At 70.3% G+C, this 23,715-nt stretch carries 14 protein-coding genes and 1 pseudogene; 5 read left to right on the top strand and 10 right to left on the bottom strand.

Annotated elements, in window-relative coordinates:
* Positions 1-626: 626 nt before the first annotated feature.
* From WS91_RS03300 to WS91_RS03290, 3 genes are read right to left on the bottom strand one after another with little or no spacing between them, the layout of a single operon-like run.
* Positions 627-1,577 carry a dimethyl sulfoxide reductase anchor subunit family protein gene (locus tag WS91_RS03300; protein WP_059579865.1) on the bottom strand — a complete coding sequence of 317 codons (951 nt, stop codon included), beginning with the start codon at positions 1,575-1,577 and terminating at the stop codon, positions 627-629.
* Positions 1,578-1,637: 60 nt separating this feature from the next.
* Positions 1,638-2,399 carry a 4Fe-4S dicluster domain-containing protein gene (locus WS91_RS03295; RefSeq protein ID WP_038752002.1) on the bottom strand — a complete coding sequence of 254 codons (762 nt, stop codon included), beginning with the start codon at positions 2,397-2,399 and terminating at the stop codon, positions 1,638-1,640.
* A 13-nt stretch (positions 2,400-2,412) separates the two neighbouring features.
* Entirely contained in the window at positions 2,413-5,334 is a 2,922-nt protein-coding gene (locus tag WS91_RS03290; RefSeq protein WP_059669739.1) for a molybdopterin oxidoreductase family protein, read from the bottom strand.
* A gap of 510 nt (positions 5,335-5,844) precedes the next feature.
* On the opposite strand from WS91_RS03290, the gene WS91_RS03285 reads away from it, so the two are divergent.
* Entirely contained in the window at positions 5,845-6,279 is a 435-nt protein-coding gene (locus WS91_RS03285) for an Hsp20/alpha crystallin family protein (protein ID WP_059669738.1), read from the top strand.
* A gap of 380 nt (positions 6,280-6,659) precedes the next feature.
* On the opposite strand, the gene WS91_RS03275 is transcribed toward WS91_RS03285, so the two are convergent.
* Positions 6,660-7,331, bottom strand: coding sequence for a nitroreductase family protein (locus WS91_RS03275; RefSeq protein ID WP_038755285.1), 672 nt, complete (start codon positions 7,329-7,331; stop codon positions 6,660-6,662).
* Between WS91_RS03275 and WS91_RS31940 the strand changes: the two genes are divergently transcribed.
* Positions 7,330-7,539, top strand: coding sequence for a hypothetical protein (locus tag WS91_RS31940; RefSeq protein ID WP_081990131.1), 210 nt, complete (start codon positions 7,330-7,332; stop codon positions 7,537-7,539). The two genes, WS91_RS03275 and WS91_RS31940, sit on opposite strands and share 2 nt — an antisense overlap.
* A 143-nt stretch (positions 7,540-7,682) precedes the next feature.
* On the top strand, positions 7,683-8,132 hold the full coding sequence (locus WS91_RS03270; protein WP_038755286.1) for a CBS domain-containing protein: 450 nt from the start codon (positions 7,683-7,685) through the stop codon (positions 8,130-8,132).
* 931 nt (positions 8,133-9,063) lie between these two features.
* Here WS91_RS03270 and WS91_RS03260 read toward each other — a convergent pair.
* From WS91_RS03260 to phaZ, 5 genes and pseudogenes are all read right to left on the bottom strand, one after another.
* Positions 9,064-10,836, bottom strand: a pseudogene (locus WS91_RS03260) (SulP family inorganic anion transporter); the annotation flags it as partial.
* Between the two features lie 245 nt (positions 10,837-11,081).
* Positions 11,082-12,113: an Acg family FMN-binding oxidoreductase gene (locus WS91_RS03255; protein WP_038755287.1), complete on the bottom strand. Its 1,032-nt coding sequence runs from the start codon at positions 12,111-12,113 to the stop codon at positions 11,082-11,084.
* Between the two features lie 952 nt (positions 12,114-13,065).
* Positions 13,066-14,865, bottom strand: a complete 1,800-nt coding sequence (locus WS91_RS03250) for a bifunctional aminoglycoside phosphotransferase/ATP-binding protein (RefSeq protein WP_059669735.1) — start codon at positions 14,863-14,865, stop codon at positions 13,066-13,068.
* 65 nt (positions 14,866-14,930) lie between these two features.
* A complete protein-coding gene (locus tag WS91_RS03245; protein WP_059642750.1) occupies positions 14,931-16,772 on the bottom strand; it encodes a ribonucleotide reductase-like protein in 1,842 nt (613 codons plus the stop codon).
* Positions 16,773-16,826: 54 nt separating this feature from the next.
* Complete coding sequence (gene phaZ / locus WS91_RS03240) at positions 16,827-18,062, bottom strand: polyhydroxyalkanoate depolymerase (RefSeq protein ID WP_059669734.1); 1,236 nt, start codon at positions 18,060-18,062, stop codon at positions 16,827-16,829.
* 882 nt (positions 18,063-18,944) lie between these two features.
* Between phaZ and WS91_RS03230 the strand changes: the two genes are divergently transcribed.
* Together WS91_RS03230 and WS91_RS03225 are read left to right on the top strand one after the other, a co-directional pair.
* On the top strand, positions 18,945-19,340 hold the full coding sequence (locus WS91_RS03230) for a TraR/DksA family transcriptional regulator (protein ID WP_059642741.1): 396 nt from the start codon (positions 18,945-18,947) through the stop codon (positions 19,338-19,340).
* A 60-nt stretch (positions 19,341-19,400) separates the two neighbouring features.
* The gene (locus tag WS91_RS03225) at positions 19,401-21,674 is read left to right on the top strand and encodes an FAD-dependent oxidoreductase (RefSeq protein ID WP_038755291.1); all 2,274 of its coding nucleotides are present in this window, start codon (positions 19,401-19,403) and stop codon (positions 21,672-21,674) included.
* 277 nt (positions 21,675-21,951) lie between these two features.
* Here the strand turns inward: WS91_RS03225 and WS91_RS03220 are convergent, their stop codons facing one another.
* Positions 21,952-23,607, bottom strand: coding sequence for a GMC oxidoreductase (locus tag WS91_RS03220; protein ID WP_059669732.1), 1,656 nt, complete (start codon positions 23,605-23,607; stop codon positions 21,952-21,954).
* Between the last annotated feature and the right edge of the window lie 108 nt (positions 23,608-23,715).

Below are 23,715 nucleotides of genomic sequence, written 5' to 3'. Positions count from 1 at the left end.
GCGCACGCTTCGTCGCCGTGCGCTTCGCCTCGATCGGCGGGTGCTTTCGCCATGCGGCCGCGCTCACCGAGCCCGCCGCGCACGCATGCCCGCCGTGCAAGCATGCCCGATGCATCATGCGGCACGATGATTCGCAGTCGGCGAGCCACGGCAGCGCGCCGAGCGGAGCCGGTGGACGCCACCGGTTCCCGTAAAGGCTCACGTCAGCTCCCGTAAAGACTCACCGCCGCGGCGCCGAACGCCGTTGCGGCGGCCACGTGAGCGGCCGGCGCGCGTGGCCGGGCGGATCGCATCGAATCGAACCGGTTACGCCATGTCGAACATGCTGCTATGGTTTGAGCGGCGGCGATTGATCGTGGTCAATAACGCCGGCCTTGGCGCCGCGAATTCGACGGACGCGGATCGCGCGGACGGCGGCGCGAGCGAAGAGGGAAGACGAACGATACCGGGGCGCGACGCGAAAGACATCGGCAGGCGGCGTCGGCGAGGCGGCGAGGCGGCGGGGCGCTGCGGGGCGGCGCATGCGTCGCGTCAGGCGGCGAGCGCCTCGGCCGAGCGCAACGTCCGCATGCCGGACGCGCGCATCGAGCGCAACCTCGATGCGCTCGATGCGCACGCGCCGTTCGTCACGCGGCGCTCTGGTAATAGACGTTTTGCGGATGCCGCGCTTCGGCGAAGAAAAACCAGCGTTCCGCGACGAGCCCCGCATACTGGATCGCGAACGCGCCGCACGCAAGCGCGAACGACGCGACCGCCGGCGCGGCCGCGCCGCCGATCGCGAGCAGCAGGAACGGCAACGCGAACGCGCAGATCAGGAACGTCCACTTCACGCGTTGCAGCGTGCGCGGCGTTTTCCCGTGAAAGAACTCGCGCAGGTTGAACGCGCCGGCCGTGAAGCCGCGCGATCGCTGGACGACCTGCCGCGCGCGAATGCCGGTCGCGCTCTGCACGGTCGAGCGCGGCCGCAGCCGCGCGTTGCGCGCGAGCGACGCGACGCGCGTCGCGCCGCCCGCGAGGGTCAGCGCGCATGCGCACGCGGCGAGCGCGGGCACGAGCGGCGGAACGAACCACGCGGCGCCGGCGGTCGCGAGCGTGAAGCCGGACGCGCAACCGAGCAGCACGAAATTGGTCATCGTGAGCGGCGTCGCCCATTCCTGCAGAAAGCGCAGACAGATGTAGATCATGCCGGTGCAGACGAACAGCGCGCCGCCCGCGATCGTCGCGAGCAGGCCGAGCGCGAGCGTGTACGGCAGCGCGAGCAGATGCGCGCCGCCGTAGGCGGTCGTGCACGCGAGAAACACCGGCAGCGCGATGCATTCGCGCGCGAGCCACGACGTGCGCCACATCGCGATCGCGCGCCACGCGCGCTCCGGATGCCCGAGATGGAAGAACGACGCGAACAGGCCGAGCGAGCCGAGCAGCACCGACAGCGCCGCGTTCGCGACGAAGAACGCCTGCGGCGGCGCTGCGAACAGCCCGAGCCGCGCCGCGAGCTCGACGCCGAACAGCGCGATCATGAGCCCCTGGCTCGCGCCGCACAGCGTCGTCAGGAAGATGACCGAGAAAGCGGGTTTCATGCGTGGTGCTCCGGATTCGTTATCAAAGGCGATGGCCGGTGACGCGCGCGTCCGGCGCGTTCAGGCGCGCTTCGCGAGCGCGGCGAGATTCACCGGTGCGTACGCGAAGTCGTCGTCGGCGGAAGCGGGCGCGGGCGCAGGCGCAGGCGAGACCGCCGCGTCCGCCGATCCGCACGCGCATGCGTTGCCGCCGCCGCCGCATGCGGTCGTCGTGCGGCGCGGCAGATAGTGATTCGCGGGCCGCGTGCCCCATTCCGGCATCAGCTGATAGCCGCCGCGCTCGCGAATCGCTTGCGATACGGCCGAATCGGGATCGTGAATGTCGCCGAACAGGCGCGCCGACGTCGGACATGCGAGCACGCAGGCGGGCTGGCGGTCGCGCTCGGGCAGCGCGTCGTCATGGATGCGGTCCGCGCAGAGCGTGCACTTCGTCATTTCCTTGCGCGCCTCGTCGAGCTCCCGCGCGCCGTACGGGCACGCCCACGCGCAATACTTGCAGCCGATGCACTTGTCGTAATCGACGAGCACGAGCCCGTCTTCCTTGCGCTTGTAGCTCGCGCCCGTCGGGCACACGGGCACGCACGGCGGGTCTTCGCAATGCAGGCACGACTTCGGAAAGTGGATCGTGTCGGCGAGCGGAAACTCGCCCGCCTCGAACGTCTGCACGCGGTTGAAGAACGTGCCGGACGGATCGGCGTCGTACGGCCGCACGTCCGACAGCGCGCCCGCCGCGCCCGACGTGTTCCATTCCTTGCAGCTCGTCACGCAGGCATGGCATCCCACGCACACGTTCAGATCGATCACGAGCGCCATTTGCGTCATCGCATGCTCCTCGTCAACGGCGTTTCGCCGGGTTGCGCAGCCGGGCGGCGAATTCGCCGCGGCCCGCGAAATAGCCCTGCACGATGCGTCGCACCGCGCCCGTCACGCCCGGCAGCGCCGGCATCGGCGCGAATTGCGGCAGCGTGTGGTCGGCGTGCGCTTCGGCCGGGTAGATGCGCACGCGCACGTCGTACCACGCGGCCTGGCCGGTGATCGGATCGGAGTTCGAGATGCGCGGCGCACGCGCGGCGTCGCCGGGCAGCTCGTCGGTGATCACGTGATTCAGCAGGAAGCCGCGCTGCGATTCGTTCGCGTGCGGGCCGAGATTCCACGCGCCCGCCGCCTTGCCGATCGCGTTCCAGGTCCACACGGTGCCCGGCTCGACAACCTCGCTGTAGCGTGCGCGGCAACGCACCTTGCCCCATTGCGATTCGACGTAGATCCAGCCGCCGTCGTCGATGCCCGCTTCGCGCGCGGCCTTCGGGTTCACGAACAGATAGTTCTCCCCATGAATCTGGCGAAGCCACGCGTTCTGCGAATCCCACGAGTGATACATCGCCATCGGCCGCTGCGTGACGGCGGCGAGCGGGTAGCGTTGCAGATCGGTCGCGCCGAGCTCGAGCGGCTCGTACCAGAACGGCAGCGGATCGAAATAGCGCGCGATGCGCGCGCGCAAATGGTCGGGCGGCTGCCGGCCGCTCGTCCTGCCCTGGGCGGCGAGGCGGAATGTCTGCATCACGTCCGAATAGAGGTGGATCACGATCGGCTCGTCGAACTTGCGAAAGCCCTTCTCGACCGCCCATTTCAGATACGGGCCGTTGCAGCCGCGCATGTACTGCAGCGTATCCGGCAGCGTGTGGTGGAACACGCAGCCGTGCTTCGCGTATTCGTCCCATTGGCGCGGATTCGGCGCGCCGACGAGCGCGTCGCCGCCGTTCTCGCCGCGCCAGCCCATCAGGAAGCCGACGCCGGAATTGGGCGCGGTCTGATAGTCGACGACGAAGTGCGGATAGTCGCGGAACTTGCGCGTGCCGTCCGGATTCGTGAACGCCGGCAGCTTCAGCCGGCTCGCGAGTTCGATCAGCACGTCCTGAAACGGCTTGCATTCGCCTGTCGGCGGCACCACCGGGACGCGCACCGAGTCCGCCGGGCCGTCGAATTCAGAGATCGGGCGGTCGAGCATCGACATCGCGTCGTGACGCTCGAGGTACGTCGTGTCGGGCAGGATCAGATCGGCGAACGCGGTCATTTCGGACTGGAACGCGTCGCACACGACGATGAACGGGATCTTGTATTCGCCGTTCTCGTGCTTGTCCGCGAGCATCTTGCGGACCTCGACCGTGTTCATCGACGAATTCCACGCCATGTTCGCCATGAAGATCATCAGCGTGTCGATCGGATAGGGATCGCCGCGCCACGCGTTCGTGATCACGCTGTGCATCAGGCCGTGCACGGCGAGCGGGTATTCCCACGAGAACGCCTTGTCGATCCGCACCGGGCCGCCGTGCTCGTCGACGAACAGATCCTCGGGCGCGGCCGGCCAGCCGAGCGGGCCCGCCGCGAGCGGCGTGTTCGGGCGCACCGCGTCCGGGCCGTTCGGCGGCTTCGCCGAAGGCGGCACCGCGCGCGGATAAGGCGATTTGTGCCGGAAGCCGCCCGGCCGGTCGATCGTGCCGAGCAGCGACATCAGCACCGCGAGCGCGCGGATCGACTGGAAGCCGTTCGAATGGGCGGCGAGGCCGCGCATCGCATGGAATGCGATCGGGTTGCCGGTGACGGTGTCGTGCGTCTCGCCCCATGCGTCGGTCCAGCGGATCGGCAGCGTGATCCGGTGATCGCGCGCGACGTCCGCCATTTCGTGCGCGAGCCGGCGGATCGTCGCGGCCGGGATGCCCGTGATCCGCTCCGCCCATTCCGGCGTGCATTCGGCGGCGCGCTCGCGCAGCAGCGCGAACGACGGCGCGACGGGCGTGCCGTCGTCGAGCGCGTAGCGGCCCTCGAGCGCGGGCGTCGCGCCGCGCGTGTGATGCGGCACGGGCCGGCCGCTGCCGAGATCCCACCACAGATGGTTTTGCGGAAACAGCGGATTGCGCTCGGGCGTCGCCGCGTCGCGCACGAACAGGCCGAACGTGTCGGCGTCGGCGCGCATGTCGAGCAGTTCGGCCGCGTTCGTGTAGCGCGTGACGAAGTCGCGATCGTAGCGCTGCGTCTCGATCAGCTCGCGGATCAGCGCCATGAACAGCGCGCCGTCGGTGCCGGGGCGGATCGGCACCCATTCGTCGGCGATCGCCGCGTAGCCGGTGCGGATCGGATTGATCGCGACGAACCGGCCGCCCGCGCGCTTGAACTTCGAGATCGCGATTTTCAGCGGATTGGAATGATGGTCCTCGGCGGTGCCGATCATGAAAAACAGCTTCGCGCGATCGAGATCGGGGCCGCCGAATTCCCAGAACGAGCCGCCGACCGTATAGATCATTCCGGCCGCCATGTTCGCCGAGCAGAAGCCGCCGTGGGCCGCGTAATTCGGCGTGCCGTACTGTTTCGCGAAGAGGCCCGTCAGCGCCTGCATCTGGTCGCGGCCGGTGAAGAGCGCGAAACGCTTCGGATCGGTCGCGCGCAGGTGCGCGAGACGTTTTTCGAGCACGGCGAACGCGCGCTCCCACGACACCGGCTCGAACTGCGCGCTGCCGCGCTCGGCGTGCGCCGTGCGCATCAGCGGCTGCGTGAGCCGCGCGGGCGAGTACTGCTTCATGATCCCCGATGCGCCCTTCGCGCAGATCACGCCCTGATTGAGCGGGTGATCAGGGTTGCCGTCGATGTAGCGGACTTCGCCGTCGCGCAGATGCACGCGGATTCCGCAGCGGCACGCGCACATGTAGCAGGTCGTCGTCTTGACTTCGAGTTTCTCGTTGCCGGATCGCACACGATCGTTCATGTTCGCTCTTTGTCGTGGGGCCTGTCGAAGCGAGCGCGACCGTGGTCGACTCGCGCTTTGCATGCTACGTGCGACGTTCTCGTATGAAAAATCGCGATTTCGAACGGAAGTCATCAGCGGGGCCGATAGATCGCCGATGCAGGCGGAGCGTGCGCACACACAAGCCTCATACGCGGTGCGGTGCGGCGCGGCCGGGCACGTCGCGCGAGCGAGCGGCGGATGCTCGCCGTCCGGTCGCCGCCGAGCCGGCGCGGCGCGCGGACGGAACGAAACGAACCGAAACGAACCGGGCGCGCCGACGCGAGACATCGATGCCGCTGCGGCCCGTTCGGACACCCATGAGCGCTGATTGACTCATGTCAATGCCGGCCGGGCCTGCGGCGCTACGCTGAAATCGGCCGGTATCGATCCGGCCTGCATCAACGAATCGAGAGGCGTTCGGCGAGCGCCGGACGCCGTGTGCGGCGTCGGCCGCGCATCGTGCGCGGCTGCGAATTCCTGGAGAGAGCAATGAGCAATTTGACGCGTTACGACCCGTTTTCGCTGGAGCCCGTGTCCGACCTGTTCCAGGGTCTGTTCCGTCCGCTGCGCGGCATGGTCGACGTCGAAGAAGAGAAGCTCGCGTCGATGAAGATCGACGTGACCGAGAACGATCAGTCCTACATCGTCAAGGCCGAGCTGCCTGGCGTCGACAAGAACGACATCAACGTGCAGATCGAAGGCAACACCGTGTCGATCAACGCGAAGGTCGAGCGCAACAAGGAGCTGAAGGAAGGCGAGCGCGTGATCCGGCGCGAGCGTTATTCGGGCGAGTTCGGCCGGACCTTCTCGCTTGCGAACGAAATCGACCGCGACGCGGCGGTCGCGCAGTATCAGGACGGCGTGCTGTCGCTGACGCTGCCGAAGAAGGCGACGGCGGAGAAAAAGAAGCTGGCGATCAGCTGAGCATGCGCGCGCCGCGGCTGACGCGGCGTTGCGCGATGCGGGCCGGCGCGCGTTCGGCGGCGCGTCGGCCGCGCTTGTGCCGCTTGTGCCTTTTGGCCTGACGCGGCCCGCGCGCGGCTGCCGTCGCGCAATTGATCTGCGATGCATGTGTCGCGCACGGCGAAGCGCGCGCTGAATGCGGCGCGTGCTCCATGCTACGGCGCGAGGCGCGCGGCGCGTGCCGAGCGCCGCCGGTCATCCGTTGCCGGTCATCCGTTGCCGGTCATCCGTTGCCGGTCATCCGTTGCCGGTCATCCGTTGCCGGTCATCGCCAGCCCCGATCGACGCGCGGCGTCACGCCCCGCTCCCACCCGCGACGCCGCCGCCGAATCGTCATGCGTTCAGGCGTGCCGCGCGCCGCCCGCGTGCGCCGCCGGCTTGCCGACCGTCTGCGCGAGGATCGGCAGTTCGTCTTCGTTCAGGCTGAGCGCGTCGGCGAGCAGCCGATGGTTGATCCAGCCGCGCACGACGCAGCCGAGTCCCGCCGACGCGCAATACAGCGCGACGTTCTGCGCGATCGCGCCCGCCGCCACCGCCGGGAACGCCTCGCGCAGCGGCTTGGGCATCGACAGCAGCCGCGACGTCCGCACGACGTACACGAGATCGAGCGGCGCGGCGCCGACGAAATCCTGGTAGCCGGTCAGGTTGCGCGCGTCGATCGAGCGCTTGAGCAGCAGCCGGTGCAGCGGCGCGTCGTAGCGATAGACGCCGTCCGGCAGCGCGACGTAAACGTCGATTTCGTTGAACGCATGCGCGGACGGCGCGGTGCGGCCGCCCGTTGCCGGGCGGTTGACGCCGTCGGCCGCCCACAGCAACTCGCCGAGCGTCGTCGGCGCGAGCGCCGCGGACGAGAATTCGCGCGCGCTCGCCCGCAGCGACAGCGCGGCCATCAGCGGCAGGCCCGCGCCGAGATCGGGTTGCGGCAGGTCGATGATCGCGGGCGCCTGCGCTTCGGCAGGCGCGGGCAATGCTACTGCGATCGGTTGATAAGTCAGCAATTCGGGTTCGCTCATGTCCGTCTCCAAGACAGGGGAAAGCCGCGCCGCACCCGCGCGCGAGCGCGTCCGTTCGTCAACGATAGCGAGTGTGCCGGATGCCGAACTGATCCCGATCAAGCGTCGCGCGCCGGCGCGTGCGCGTCGCCACGTCGACGCCGACGCCGACGCCGACGTTGACGTTGATGTGCGTCAGAATGCGCGAAGGTCGCGCGTGCGACGCTGACCGTTCGCTTGAGCGCTCGCAGGACCGGGCACTTCACCGCATCTCGTTTCGTGTCGTGCCGTTGCGCGCCGCGCTGCCGGAACGCCGTCGCGCGCCGGCCGCGCCGCGCGCGGGCGCCCTGCATATGAAAACGGAGGCCGATCGTGAACGCTGCCGAAATCTGCACCCGCGACGTCGCCGTGTGTCGCCGCACCGACACCGTGCTCGACGCCGCGCACCTGATGCGCGACCGCCATGTCGGGGACCTGATCGTCGTCGACGACGCGGGGCGCGCGCAAGAGCCGGTCGGCATGCTGACCGACCGCGACATCGTGCTGTCGCTGATCGCGAAGGAGATCGACCCCGCCGCGCTGTTCGTCGGCGAGATCATGTCCGCGCCGGCGACCGTCGTGCACGAGCAGGACAGCCTGTGGACGATCGCGCACCGGATGCGGCTGACGGGCGCGCGCCGGATGCCGGTCGTGAGCGCGGGCGGCGCGCTCGTCGGCATGGTGTCCGTGGACGACGTGCTGGCGTGCGCGGCGTCGTTGTTCGACGAGATCGCGTCGATCTCCCGGCGCCAGATTCACTTCGAGGAGAAGGCGCGGAGTTGACGCGCGCGCGGGGCGAAGGCGAGCGGGTGCGTTTCCGGCAGGCGATAGATATTCTCTGCGGCGAGATGCCGGAGAAAATTGTCGACCTCTCGGAATGCGCGACGAATTGCTCGTGCGGCGTCGGTAAGGAAGCCCCAAAAACCGCATGCGAGCACTTCGCAACCCCGTTTTCAACCGCCCGCCAGAACCTGCGATCAGCGTGACCCGGCTCTGGCCGGGTGCGACGTTCCGCGCGCCGTCATCGCCGCGGCTTCGCCAGCGAATGCGCGGAGCGGTTTCGCCGGAATGGCGTTGCGTCGCGGGTGCCGCGCGGCCGGTCTCGCCGCCGCATAGATCGCCTGCGCGCGAGCGCCGTTGCCGGTCGGTTTCGCGCTGCGTTCGCGCAACCGGTTCCATGTCCGCGGATTGCGGGCGATTCGCCGGAGATCGATGCGTGCCGTGTCGCGCGGTCGTGGTCGTATGTCCCGTCGCACCCTGCGCGGACGCCGTGCGCGGCGCGATCGCGCGCGCCGCCTTCACGCGATCGTTTCGTGCTCGCGGATGACGGAGGCATGTCTGCAATCGATCTCATCTGTTTCGCGCGATCGCCGCCGAGCGCCGCCGCCGGGCTTCGTTGCGGTGCTGCGGTCTTGCGAACGATGCACGATGCGTTGCCGCGGGCCGCATGCGAGCAACCGGTTTCATCCTCGCGGAGCGAGGGGCGGACCGCCGCCCGACGCGGCCTGAATCAGGCAATCGCCGTCACGCCTTCGCGGCGCGCCGAAATCGGCGCGGCGGCCGCACTGCCGTCGCGAGCCGCATGCGCGCCATGCGATCCGGGTGGTGTTCGACGAGCGAAACAACGCGGTTTCGACCGATTCCGCCGCGCGCGATCGCAGGCATGCGTGCGCAACGCAACGCGCCGCGCCTGCGCCGCACGCCCGGCGAAATTTCATCGCCGCGCCCGCCGCGCGGCCGCCACGTCCTTGCGCACCTGCGCGAAGCGCGCAACCGCGTCCGTCACAGTCGGAAAGAAGTGATCCGCGCCGATCTTGTCGAAGAGCCCGTACGTGCGCAGCCGGTCCTTGACCGGCCCTTTCATCTCCGCGATGTACAGCGTGATGCGGCGCGCGGCGAGCTCGTCGCGCAGCGTCGCGAGCATGTCGGCGGCGGTGACGTCGACGTCGGTGATCGGCTCGGCCGCAATCACGACGCAGCGCACCGGCGCATCGGCATCGGCGATCGCGTCGCGCACGTGGTCGCGAAAGATCGTCGCGTTCGCATGAAACAGCGGCGCGTCCCAGCGGAACGCGACGAGACCGGGCGTGAGAGCCGCGTCCGGATGGCGCGACACGTCGTGAAAGCCGTGCATGCCTTCGACGCGGCCGAGCACCGCGTCATACGGATGCCACGCGCGCCAGACGAACGACAGCAGCGAGAGCCCGACCGCGAGCAGGATGCCCGGCACCACGCCGAGCAGCACGACGCCCGCGAAGCACAGCAGCGACACCGCGCACTCGCCGCGCCGCACGCGGTAGAGCCGGACGATCGCGCGCACGTCGACGAGGCCGCTCGCCGAATAGACGACGACCGCCGACAGCGCCGCGAGCGGCACGCGGGCGAGCAGCAGCGGCGCGACGAGCAGCAGCGCGATGCAGCCGGCCGCGACGACGCTCGTCAGCTGCGTGCGCGCGCCGGCCGCGAGCGCGACGGGCGTGCGCGACGAACTGCTGCTGACCGCGCAGCCGCGCAGCGCGCCGGCGAGCAGGTTCGCCGCGCCGAGCGCGATCAGCTCCTGATTGCGGTCGGTCTCGCGGCCGTCGTCGGCGGCGAACACGCGCGACAGCACGCTGATGTCGGCAACGGACACCAGCGCGATCGCGAGCGCGCCGGCGACGAGCCGGCTCGCATCGGCGAGCGCGATCGACGGCAGGCCGGGCGGCGGCATGACGCCGGCAAGCGAGCCGACGAGGGCGACGTGCGCGTTTGCGACGTGCGCGTTCGCGACATGCAGATCCGGCGCGGCCCCGAGCCACGCGGCGGCCACTGACGCGGCGGCGACCGCGATCAGAATGCCGGGCCACGCGGGCGCGACGCGCCGCAGCAACACGATGGCGGCAAGACAGCCGCCGCCGAGCGCGAGCGATGCGATATCGATCCGGCTTTGCGCGACGGTGCCCGCGATGCTCGCCGCTTCGTCGACGAACGTGCCGCCGCAAGGCGCGGCGCCGAGCAGGCTCGGGAGCTGGCTCGCGATCAGCGTCAGCGCGAGCCCGTTCAGATAGCCGTATTGAATCGGCTTGGACAGCAGATCGGTGACGAAGCCGAGCTTCAGCAGCCCGGCGAGCACGCAGAAGCCGCCCGACATCAGCGCGAGCGCGGCCGACAGCGCGACCGCGTGCGCGGGATCGCCGTGCGCGAGCGGCGCGACCGCGCCGGCGATCAGCGCGGCGAGCGCGGAATCGGGGCCGAGCACGAGAATCCGGCTCGGCCCGAAGATCGCGTAGCCGACGAGCGCGGCGATCGTCGCATACAGGCCGGAGACGACGGGCAGGCCGGCCGCCTGCGCGTAGCTCATGCCGACCGGCACGAGGACGGCGGTCAGCGCGACGCCCGCGAACAGATCGCGCGCGAGCCACGCGCGCCGGTAAGTGCGCAGCGTCGCGACGCCGGGCAGCCAGCGGCGCCATGATTCGGTGCCGCCGCCGCGGTTGTCACTGCCACCGCTACCGCTACCGCCACCGCCACCGCCACCGCCACCGCCACCGCCATTACGGCGGCTATCGTCGCGACTTCCGCCACTTCCGTTACCGCCGCTGCTGCCACCGCTGTCGCCGCCGCCACTAGGATCGCTATCGCCGCGACTTCCGCCGCTTCCTCTATCGCCGCGGCCACCACGGCTTCCGCCGCTTCCGCCGCTTCCGCCGCGCCGCGCGGCGTCCCGTCCGCGCGCGGCGCGTTCCCGCTCGATCAAGACACGACGTCCGTCAGCGGACGCCGTGGCGCGTGCGCGACGACCGGGCCGCGTCCGACGCGCAGCAGCAACTGCGGATGCGCGTCGACGTGCAGCAGCGGCCGCAGCCGCTCGCGCAGCGTGTCGATTTCGATCGGCTGATTCAGATACGACGCGGTGAGCCCCGCGGCCGTCGCGACGAGCAGCACGCGCTCGAGCGCCTGGCCGGTCGCGACCCAGGCGTCGCGATCGTCGCTCGCCGTCGAGATGCCGACGATGAGCGGCGAGCCGTCGACGAGCTTGTGATGCATCGCCGCCATGCCGCCGCCGAGATCGAACGTGCGGACCACCGACGCGACGACGGGCGTCGCGAAGTCGAGCAGCGCGGGCACGCCGGCCGCGAACGCCGGCATCCCGTCGTCGCGGCGGCGCGGATGCACCCAGTTCGCGAGCTCGCGGCGAAAGCGCGGATCGGCGAACTGCAGGCGGTCGGCGTCGGCGATCATCTCGGCGATCTCGTCGCGCGCGCCGGGCGCGTCCACGCACGCGATCTCCGCGCCTTCGGCCTCGCCGGCGTCGACGAGCGCGCGCTGGACCTCGCACGACACCGCCTCGCTCGCGAACGGCGCGCGGGTCGTCACGCGCTCGACGATCGCGTCGAACAGCGGCACGAGACTTTCGTCGTGGTAGCCGTGGGGATCGAGCCGCACGAGCGCGATCACGTCCGGGTCCGACGTCGACGGGAACATGTCGATCGAGTAAGCGAACCCGAAGCGGCTCAACGCGACGCGCAAATTGAAGAGCGCCGCGCCGCAGCTGATGAGCAGCTCGCGATCGTACGGATCGACGACGGACAGCGCGCGCAGCCGGTCCGCGCACAGCATCACCGACGCGTCGCCGAGGATGAAGCGCCACGGCTGCGTGTTGTGGCTCGACGGCGCGAGGATCGCGTAGCGGATCGCGAGGCGCAGCTGGTCCTCGACGCTCGCCGACGGATCGAACGGGGGGATGTCGTCGTGCGTCGTCGTCTGGAGCGGGGATGTTTCCATGTTGCAGGTCTCCTGTCGGGAAGCGCGGGGCCGCGCGCGGGCGGGTACGACGCGCCGGAATTCGAGGGCGGGGCGGATCGCGTAGGACCGATTTCAGTCTATGGAGCGGCCGTCCGGCGGAGCTTGACCCAGATCAACGGGGGATGGGCGGCGGGTGGAGCGCGCACTCGGTCGTAGGGCTGGCGGACGCATGTCTTTCTGCCCGAATGGACGCCCGTTGTAACCGGAGCAAAGGTGCGTGCGTTTCTCATCGAGACCGATCTGTTTTAATTGAAGTGGTAAATATGGAAAGCACGCCTGCAATGCTTCATATGCGATTGAGGGATTCAATCGAACTTTGACGGGAAGTCAGGTATTTCGGGGGCGTGGATTTGAATTGTGTGACGGTGAATGAATTGCTTTGATGGATGGTAAATTGAATTCAAATCGATCCCGGAAGGCGAAATTGGTGACGGGCCCGCCGTTGTTCTTGTTATGGCGATTGCCGGGTTGGTGATTGCCATGATGTACGCGAGAGTCTGCGACGGAGGCGATGGAGTTTTCCCCGATACGACGCGACAGGAGATTAAATAAAAAATCGCGAGGTACGCGTATCGAAATAACAAGAATCCAAGAATTGACTTCGATGAATATTTTTTATATCCGAGCGATGTCGCGCAATGGAAGGTCCCATATAGGGTGCGACGGGCACCGGCACGTTGTCGAGATGACTTGCAAAGACTGGGTCGTGGATAACGTCGGCCCGCATGGCTGAGCTGTTGGGCGAGCGCTCGCGTCGCACCAGAGCCAGTCGGCGGGATGCGCTGTATCGCTGCGGCGCGCTTCGTCAGATCGTACGATCCGGTACGACGTATTGCCGGTATGAAATGGGCGGCCGCGGCGGCGCAATTGATCAGACCCAGGCGGTTCATCCGACAGTGGCGAGCGTTTCCGGCGCGGGGCCTTTTCGGCATCAACTCGTCGTCGCGGCATCAAGTGAGGCCGTATCGAGCGCGTCGAGCACCGGCCGCCAATATTCGGCCGACCGGATTGCTTGCAGCGGCACGTCGGTATCGAAGCCGATCGTGTGTGTGCGTTCGTCGGCGTCGAGCGGATCGGCGCTCGCGAGCTGCGTCGCGAGCACGGCCGCGCCCGCGTCCGAACGGTCGTTTTGCACGGCGGCGCGCGCGTCGACGCGCCGTTCGAGACACGCGCGGCTCGCGCGGAAATCGAGAATGAAGACGGGCACGCCCATTTCGCGTGCGAGCGCGACGAAGCGCGCGCGGCGCGCCTGCGAGAGAAACGTCGCGTCGACGAGCGCCGTGTAGCCGGCGCGCAGCACGTCGCGCGCGAGCGCGCGCAGGCGCTCGTATTGCGCATCGATCTGTTGCGGCGTGTACGCGGCGGCGGGCAGCGGCCGCGCGTCGACCGCCGCGAACGGTCGCGCGCGCTTGCGCTCGCTGTCGCTCGACAGCCGGATCGCGCCGCATACGTCGGCGAGCGCGCGGCTCGCCACCGATTTGCCCGAGCCCGAATAGCCGTGGCACAGCAGCAGGCACGGGCGGCGCGCGCGGGCCTCGCTCGCGGCGACGTCGACGTACCTGCGCGCGCGCTCGATGTGCGCGGCGCGCGCCGCGGCGTCGCCGCCGCCGCGCATCGTCGCGACGAGCGCGCGCACGAGCGCCCGGTACGCGACGTACAGCGGCAGCGCGGCGAGGCCCGCGAAATCGCCCGTCTCGTCGAGCCAGCGGTTCAGCAGCCGGTGCGCGAGATCGGCGCGACCGTGCGCGTGCAGATCCATCAGCAGAAACGACAGGTCGTTGATCACGTCGATCCAGCGCAGCGCGTCGTCGAAATCGATGCAATCGAACATCAGCGCGTCGCGGCCGTGCTTCACGACGTTGTCGAGATGCAGGTCGCCGTGGCACGCGCGGACATAGCCGCTCGCGCGGCGTGCGTCGAGATGTGCGGCGAGCTCGTCGCAGCGGCGCACGCACCACGCGCGCAGCGGCGCGGGCAGCGCCGTGCCGAGTGCGCGCTCGAGCGGTGCGAACACGTCCGCGATCTGCCTGCGCAGCTCGCGCGCGCCGCCGTACTCGCGCCGCGGAACGTCGCGCGGCGCGTGCAGATGGTATGCGGCGATGCGCGTCGCGGCGGCGTCGATGTCCGCCGCGCCGAGCTCGCCGCGCGCGAGCAATCGGGAAAACAGCATCCGTTCGTCGAAGCGGCGCATCTTGACGACATGATCGACGGCGACGCCCGCGTCGAACAGGCGAAGGCCGCGCGCGCGGCGCACGATCGGGCCGGCCGCGAGATATATGGGCGCGGCGAGCGGGCGGTTCAGCGCGAGCTCGGCTTCGCACGCGCGGCGGCGCGCGGCCAGATCGCCGAAGTTCGCGAAGCCGAAGTCGAACGGCTTCAGGCGCTTGTACGCGAAGCGTCCGACAAGGTAGACGACGGAGATGTGCGTTTCGATGCGCACGATGCGGCCGGCCGGATGCGGGTATGTCGACGCGCGGCGCAGCGTCGCGTCGATGTCGCGCGACAGGCGGCGGGCCGCACGCTCGCGCACGGCCCGCCGCTGCGGGCCGTTGCCGCGCATGGCGGCTGCGCGCGCGCGGCGCGGCATGTCGGCGGATTGCGCGAGCTTCGGTCGGCGCGCACGGCGCATCTCGTCACCTCCGGGGTTCGTGATCACGCGGGACGGGACGCAGCCGGCCGCGCGGTCGACGTGCCATGGAAACCGCCGCGCCGCGATTGCGCCCGTTGTCATTCGACCCGATTGCGGCGAGCGCCGGCTTGACGTGGGTCAAGCGCTCGCGCGCGCCGCCCGTGGCCTCAGACGCCGCTGCCTTCGCCGCCCGCCCCCGCCCCCGCGTCGCGCGCGAGATCCGTGCGCCGTATCGCGACGCTCTTCAGCTTCGCGCGCCATGCGCCGAACAGCAGCGCATTGATCTCTTCGAGCGAGTAATGCTTCGCGAGCGTCAGCGTGCTCTCGACCCCCGCGTCGACATAAGGCTGCAGCGCCGCGCGCATCGCGAGGCGCTCGCTCGGCGCGACGTCCGCATCGGTCGCGAAATAGTCGGGCAGCGCGACGCGATCGCCGCGCAGCGACCGGAACAGCCGGTGCGCGTGGTTCTCCGCGCGCATCCCCGCCGCGCCCGCGCGCACCGCCCGGTGCTCGATCCACGCGTGCGCCGGCTCGACGCCCGGCGAGCAGTTGTCCCCGAACGCGAGGCTCACGCCGACGGCGGGCGCGAACGACGTCAGATGGCTGTTGCGCAGCCCGTCGCGCTCGATCGCGTGGCGAACCGCGTGCGGCAGCGGCGGCCCCGCGTGCAGCGCGTCGAGGTGCGCGTGCCGGTCGCACAGCGGATACGCGCCGCGCTCGGCGGCGAGCTCGGCCGACGCCGCATACGCATGATTGCGCAGATCGGACGCGATGTAGCGCGCCATCTCGCGCGCGGCCGGCGAGTCGTAGCGCAGCCGCATCATCGCGAGCATGTCCGCGAGCCCCGTCACGCCGACGCCGATCCGTCGCTTTTGATACGACTCGCGCGCATGCGCGGCGAGCGGCCAGCGCGTGACGTCGAGCGCGTTGTCGAGAAAGCGCGCCTGGACGCGCACCGCCGCGTCGAATGCGGCGAAATCGAAGCGCGGCTCGCCGCCGACGCCGAACGGATTGCGCACGAACCGCGACAGATCGATCGCGCCGAGCATGCTGCTGCCGTACGGCGGCAGCGGCTGCGCGCCGCACGGGCTCGTCGCGTCGATCCGCTCGCGGCCGCGCAGCGGGCCGGCGGCGTCGATCGCGTCGACGAACACGAGCCCGGGCCCCGCGCCGTCGCGCGCCGCCGCGACGATCTCGCGCCACAGATGTCGCGCGGGCACGGTCGCGTATGTCCATGCGCCGTCGGCGGCGGGCAGCGCGCCGCTCGGCGCGCCCTGCGGCGGCGCCGGATGCCGCAGCGTCCACGGCAGATCCTGCTCGACCGCCAGCATGAACGCATCGGTGGCGGCCACCGCGAGATCGAGCGTCGCCCGGCACGCGCGCTCCCGCTTGTGCTCCCGCTTCGCGGCGGCGAACGCGAGCAGGTCCGGATGATCGCAGCGCAGCACCGCTAGCTGCGCGCGGCGGCGTCCGTCGCGCTCGCCCGCCTGCGCGCCGATGCGGTCGAACCGGTCGAGCGCCGCGCACACGCCGGGCGACGTCGACCGGTCGGTTTCGGGCCGCGCGCTCGCGGGCGGGATCTCCGAGAAGTCGTAGCCGATGTCGCCGCCCATCGCGAGCGTGAGGCGCGCCTCGTCGATCGCCTGGTCGAGGTCCGGATGAAAGCGCGTGAGCGCGGCGGGCGCGCGGATCGGATGAACGAAGCAGCTCGCCATCGTCTGATCCTGCGCGGCGCCCGCGCGCGCCATGATGCTGCCCGCGCCGAGCGCGCCGGTCAGCAGGTTGCGGTAGAAGCGCCGCGCGGCGCCCGGGCGCGTCGCGACCGGCTCCGCGAGCGCGAGCGCGCGAGCGACCCGCGCGAACGCCTGGGAGCGCGAGTTCTCGCCCGGCAGCGCATAGCGGTCGGCGAATACGGCGTCGCAGATCGGTTGGTCGTCCATGACGCCGATCATGCGGACGAACGAATCCGTGTGGCGAGCGGCGCGCGTGCGTTTGTTGATCGTCCGCAAGCGGCGTGTGCGCGGGCCGGGCCGGGCGGCCCGATGCGCGGCGCGATGCTCGATTCAATGCGCGGCGCGGCGCGCGTGGTCCGAGTCCGGCGTTTCGGCGCGCGTCCAGAACGCCTCCAGCGCCGGATAGATCGATCGCTGCCAGCGCGGGCCGAGGAAGAGATCGTAGTGATCGCAGTCCGGCTCGGTGATCCGCTCGCGCGCGGCGTCGGGCGGCGCGTCGCACAGCCGCTGCGCGGCGTGCGTCTGGCCGGCGCCGGAGATGTCGTCGCGGCCGCCTTCGATCGTGCAGAGCGCGGTGCGCGTGAGCCGCTCCGGCGCGACGCGGCGGCGGCCGATCGACCAGCGGCCCTCCGCGAGCAGGCATTCGTGAAAGATCACGCGGATCGTGTCGAGGAAATAGCGCTCCGTCATGTCGAGCACCGCGCCGTATTCGTTCATCTCGCGCAGGCAGCGCGCGGCGCCCGCGAAGTCGCCCGTCATCCACGCGGCCCAAAGGCGGCTTTCGAGCGACACGCGCCGCTGCGGGTGCGCGACGACGATCGCCGCGTGCTGAACGAAGCCGGGATAGACGCGCCGCCCCGCGCCCGCGTACGGCGGCGGCACGACGTCGATCGCCGCGCGGCGGAACCAGTCGAGGTCGTGCTCGAGGGCGAAGCGATCGACGAGCGTCGGGCTCGTGCGCGTGTCGATCGGGCCGCCGAGCAGCGCGACGCTCGCGACGTGGACGCCGCGCGCGGCAAGCAGCGCGGCCGCCGCGAGCGCGGGCACCGTCGCCTGGCAGACCGCCATCACGTGCAGCCCGTTCGCGTTCGCGCCGGCGATGAAGCGTTCGAGCGTGAGCACGTAGTCGTCCAGGCCGAACGCGCCCGCCTCGGGCGGGACGTCGCGCGCGTTGCGCCAGTCGGTCACGTAGACGTCGCGCGTCGCGAGCAGCGTTTCGACGGTCTCGCGCAGCATCACCGCGTGGTGCCCGGCGAGGGGCGTGCACAGAAACACCGCGGGGCGCGCGGCGGCTGCGCCCTGGAGCCGGCGGGAAAACTTGCGCAGCGCGCAGAACGGTGTGTCGCCGACGATGCGCTCGTCGATCGGGACGACCGCGCCGCCGCTCGCGACCGCCGCGATCGCGAACGGCGGCGGCACCGGCACGGCGTCGGCTGCGCGCGCCATCGGGCCCCATGTCGGCCAGCCGGCCGGGCGCGAGTTGGTGTCCGCGCGCTGCGCGGCGCCCGCCCAGGGCTGGCATGCTCGGACGAATTCACGTTGCGCTTCAAGCCACGCGTAGAGCATCGAATCTCCTTACTGGCGGCGCGGGATCGGGCGCCGCGGCCGCGTCGCGCGCAGGCCGCGGGTGGCGGCATGCGCGCGACGGCGAGGGCGGCGCTTGCGGCGGGCGGGGCGCTTGCGGCGCCGAAGCGCCCGCTGTCGCGAGGCGACATCGGCGATGGCGGCCAAGCGCCGCGCGCCTGCCGCCGCGCGCCGGATTCGCTGCGCATCGGATGGGGAAAGAATAGGCCGGCGGGCGCCGCATGACCAGATTAAAAGCCGGGCTCGCGGGGTTTTTGACGATCGTCAAGCAGGCGGCGGATGACGTTCGCCGCGGCGCGCGGCGGCTGGCTGTGACGCGCCGTTGCGGCCTCGGCTCGGCGGAACGCGGCGGGGACCGGCGTCGCGCTTCGCCTCGCGTTGCGGCGGCCGCGGCGCTGCGAACGGCCGCGCGGCGATACGGCGCGGCGGCGCCGCCGCGCCGCGGACGGCAAGCGGCGGCGGGCTGCACCGCGCACATGCGGCGCGACACGTTGCGGCGGACGCGGCGCGGTGGCATCGTGGCGGGAACGCGCTGCGGTGCGGCGCGTAGCCGCCGCATCGGCGAGCGCCGATTGACTCAAGTCAACGCCGGCGGGCCGGCTCGGCATACGCTTGCGCAGCAATCGGCCGAAGGCCGCGCCGAGCCGCCGCGTCCGAAAAACGGAAACGGAAACGGATCGGCGTCCGGCGTTCCGGCGCGCCCGTTCGCCGGGCGCGGCGCATGCGGCGCGCGCGACAGGGGCGGCGCATGCGCCGCGAACCTGTCGCGCGCACGAAACACGCGCACGAGCGGCTAGCAACCAGCCCGCCTCGTCCGCCCGTCGGTGCGGACCCGATGCGGCAACGCAATACGCGGAGGATCGGATGGCAGCGTTCGACGAGCATCAACTCCAGGTTCTAAGCGATCTGCTGCATGCGTGCAGGCAGGTGCTCCAGGCCGACGTGCGCGCATGCGAGCGGCAGCGCGCCGACGAACCGTACGCGAACCTCGCGGGCACGGCGCCCGACGAAGGCGACGAGGCGAACGCGAATCTGTTCGTCGACGTCGACCATGCGCTGATCGGCATGAAACTCGCCGAGCTGCGCGCCGTCGACGCCGCGCTCGACCGGCTCGCGCGGGGCGGCTACGGCTACTGCGCGGACTGCAGGCAGCCGATCGAATACGAGCGCCTGCTCGCGCGTCCGACCGCGTCGCGTTGCGCGCCGTGCCAGCACGCGCACGAGCGGCGGTTCGCGACGCTGCCGAGGTCGTCGCTGTGAGCGGCGGGGCCCGGCCGCCCGCCGCATTCGCCGCGCGCGTCTGCTCGACGGGAGGCGCCGATGCGTGAATTCGACTATCTGCTCGTCGGCGGCGGCATCGCGAGCGTCACCGCCGCGCGGTCGCTGCGCGGCGAGGACGCTTCGGCGAGCATCGCGATCCTGTGCGGCGAACCCGTGCTGCCGTATCAGCGCCCGCCGCTCAGCCAGGAATTCCTGATGGGCACCGCGCAGGCCGCGAGCATCGCGCTGCACGACGCGGCGTTCTACGCGTCGCAGCGCATCGACGTCGTGCTCGGCGCGAGCGCCGAGCATCTCGATCTCGCGAAGCGGGTCGTGCGTGCGTCGAACGGCGCGGCGTACCGCTATCGCAAGCTGCTGATCGCGACGGGCGCGAGCGCGAAGGTGCCCGCGCTGCCGGGCATCGAGCTCGACGGCGTGCACGTGCTGCACACGATCGCGCAGGCGCAGACGCTGAAGGACGCAGCCGCGCACGCGCGCCGCGCGACCGTGCTCGGCGGCGGCTTCCTCGGCGTCGAGATCGCCGCGACGCTGCAGGCGCTCGGCCTGCAGGTGACGCTCGTCGAGCATGCGCCGGAGCTGATGCCGCCGCTGCGCGCGCCGGCGCTCGCGCGCCATTTCGAGGCGCTGTGCACGGCGCGCGGCATCGACGTGCTGACGAGCCGCGAGGTGCGCCGCGTGCTCGGCGCGCAGCGCGTCGAGGCGGTCGAGACGAGCGACGGCGAGACGCGGCCGTGCGACCTGTTCGTCGCGGCGGTCGGCGTCGCGCCGAACTGCGGCTGGCTCGAAGGCAGCGGCCTCGCGCTCGGCAACGGGATCGAAGTCGACGCGTTCCTGCAGACGGCCGATCCGAACGTGTTCGCGGCGGGCGACGCCGCGCACTTCGACGATCCGATCTTCGGCGTGCGGCGGCGGATCGAGCATTGGGACAACGCGGTGCGGCAGGGCAAGATCGCGGCGCGCAACATGCTCGGCCACCGGCTGCCGTATCGCGACATATCGATCTTTTACGGCAGCGTGTTCGGGCTGTCGTACAACCTGGTCGGCTATCCGGTCGGCGCGACGGAGACGATAGAGCGCGGCGCGTTCGACGATCGCTCGTACGCGCTGCTCTATCTCGCCGACGACGTGCTGCGCGCCGCGTTCACGATCGACCGGCCGGCCGTGGAGATCGCCGCGCTGAGCGACGCGATCAGGCTGCACGTGAACGTCGCCGCGCAGCGGGCGACATTGAGCGATCCGAACTTTTCGCTCGACAAGCTGCCGGTGCAGACGATGCTGATCCTGCAGGGCGGCGGCGCGCTCGGCGCGTTCGAATGCGGCGCGATCAAGGCGCTCGAGCAGCACGGCGTGCGGCCCGACGTGATCTCCGCGGTGTCGATCGGCGCGTTCAACGGCGCGATCGTCGCGAGCCATCCGACGGGCGCGGCGAAGGCGCTCGAAGCGTTCTGGCGCGAGCTGTCGATCGCGCTGCCGTCGCCGTACGGCTCGCAGTGGCATGAGGCGTGGCTGTCCACTTACGTGCTGTGGTTCGGCGTGCCGAATTTCCTGAAGCCGCAATGGTCTCGGCTCGGCTTCGACCTCGACCGGCTGCGCGCGAAATGGACGAGCTTCTTCGACGCATCGCCGATCGAGAAGCTGATCACGCGCTACGTCGATTTCGATTCGCTCTGCGTGAGCCCGACGCGGCTGCTGATCAGCGCGGTCGACGTCGAGACGGGCGAGCCGCGCATCTTCGACAGCTACGTCGATCGCCTGAGCCCCGCGCATCTGCTCGCGAGCGGTAGCCTGCCGCCCGGGATGCCGTGGACCGTCGTCGACGGCCGGCCGTACTGGGACGGCGGCGTCGTCAGCAATTCGCCGCTCGACCTGGTGATCGAGCGGTGCGGGCAGATCGGCGGGCGCGTATTCATCGTCGATCTGTTCTCGGGCACGAAGACGCTGCCGACGAACGTCGTCGAAGTGATGCTGCGCCGCGAGGAAATCGCCTACATGGACCGCGTGCGCAACGATCTGCGCTTCGAGGAATACGCGAGCGATTTCGGCGATCTCGTCGACGGCATCCTCGCGCACGTCGACGCGCAGAGCGCGAACGAGATCCGTCAGCAGCCGCTGTACATCCGGCTGATGGGCAACCGCGGGGCGCTCGACATTGCGCGGATCACGCTGAATCGGGACGGGCGGCTGTCGTTCATCGAGGACTACGATTTTTCGTCGGACGCGGTCGCGCAATTGCAGAAGCAGGGCTACGACGCGGCGCTCGTCGCGCTCGCGAACGGCCGCGCGAATCATCGGCGCAGGCGTCGCGGCACGTGACGCGCGACGTGTGACGTGTGACGTGTGACGTGTGACGTGTGACGTGTGACGTGTGACGTGTGACGTGTGACGTGTGACGTGTGACGTGTGACGTGTGACGTGTGACGTGTGACGTGTGACGTGTGACGTGTGACGTGTGACGTGTGACGTGTATCGCGCGCGGCGTCCGCCGCGCGCGATACCGTCGCGCCTGGGTTTCATGCGTGCACGTCGATCGCCACGCACCACACGCACCGTGCGCCATGCGCCGCGTCGACACCCCCCACGCCGCCCCCACTCACGCCGCGAGCTCTTCTCCGATGCTGTCCCAGCGCTGCTCGCCCGCGGCGGGCACGTGGCTCATTGCGTGCTCGGCGAGTGCGGTGATCGTGAGACTCGGGTTCACGCCGAGATTCGCGCCGAGCACCGAGCCGTCGCAGATGTACATGTTGTGATAGCCGAACACGCGGTTGCGGCCGTCGCACACGCCGTCGCGCGCGTTGCGCGCCATCGCCGCGCCGCCCATGCAGTGCGCGGTCATCGGCACGTTCAGCAGGATCTCGGTCAGCGACGTCATCGGCACGCCGCCGAGCGCGCGCGCCGCCTTCTGCGCGAAGTCGTTCGCGGCCGGGATGTACGCGGGGATCTTCGCGCCCGACGTCGCGAGCTGCTTCGAGAACGGCCAGAACCAGCGGCGCTTCAGGCGCATCGTCAGGTGCCCGTCGAGCGTCTGCATGCACAGGAAGATCATCGTCTCGCGCGCGAAGCCGCGCGGATCGATCATCCGCAGCGCGGTCAGCGGCCGCGTCGCTAGCAGCTTCGCGAGCGAGCCGAGCCACACGAGCGGACGCAGCCCGCCGGGCGCGCCGCGCGTGAGCACGGTCGTCAGCAGTCCCATCGTATCGGAGCCCGAAGGATAGCGGGTGGCCTCGATGTGCGTGTGCTCGTCGATGTAGATGCCCGAGCCGATCGCGACGCCCTTCGAAAGATCGACGCTCGATTTCGGAAAGCGCACGCCGATCAGCGATTCGGCGTTCGTGCGCACGCGCTTGCCGAGCGCGCCCGACAGATGCGGCAGCGAGCGCTTCTCCCGCAGGCGCATCAGCAGATCCTGCGTGCCGAGCGACGACGCGGCGAACACGACGCCGCGGCACGTGATGCGGCGCTTCGCGCCGCGCGTGCCGGCCGCGAGCGACACGGTTTGCACCGCGTAGCCCGCCGCGCCGTCGTCGCGCGCGCCGAGCGGGCTCACGTCGACGACCTTCGTCTGCTCGCTCACCTGCGCGCCGAGGCGCTCGGCGAGATACAGGTAATTGCGATCGAGCGTGTTCTTCGCGCCGTGGCGGCAGCCGACCATGCAGCCGCCGCAGCCGATGCACGACGTGCGTTCCGGGCCCGCGCCGCCGAAGTAAGGATCGGCGTAGCGCGTGCCGGGCGCGTGCGCGTCGTCGCCGAAGAACACGCCGACCTCGGTCGGATAAAAACTCTTCTCCACGCCGATCAGCTTCGCCATCTCCTTGAGCCGGAAATCGGCCGCGTCCATTCGCCGGTTCGTGACGACGCCGAGCATGCGCTTCGCGGTCGCGTAATGCGCGGGCATCACGCGCTCCCAGTCCGCGAGGCCCGCCCAGGTGCCTTCGCGCCACACCTTGTCGGGCGGCACGAGCAGCGTGTTCGCGTAAGTGATGGAGCCGCCGCCTACTGCATTGCCGTGCAGCACGACGACGTGCTTGAAGAAGCGCATGCTGAAGAAGCCGCGCAGCCCGAGCGCGGGGCGCCATTGCCAGCGCGACAGGTTCCACGTGCTCTCGGGCAGGTTCTCGGGCGTCCAGCGACGGCCCTGCTCGATCACGAGCACGCGATAGCCTTTCTCGGCCAGACGCAGCGCCGACACGCTGCCGCCGAAGCCGGACCCGACCACGACGTAGTCGTAATCGTAGGACTGCTGCTTCATTCGGTTCACCTTTTATGATTGTTCGAACCGCCCGGCGTGCGCGACGACGCGCGTGCGGTTCGTCTCCCTGTCTTCTTCGTCGCGCGATCCGGCGCACGACGCGCGCCG

The organism is Burkholderia sp. MSMB1498 (assembly GCF_001526245.1).
GTDB classification, from domain to species: domain Bacteria; phylum Pseudomonadota; class Gammaproteobacteria; order Burkholderiales; family Burkholderiaceae; genus Burkholderia; species Burkholderia savannae.
Note: the sequence above shows the minus strand (reverse complement) of the source record. Positions and strands in the feature narration are given on the sequence as shown.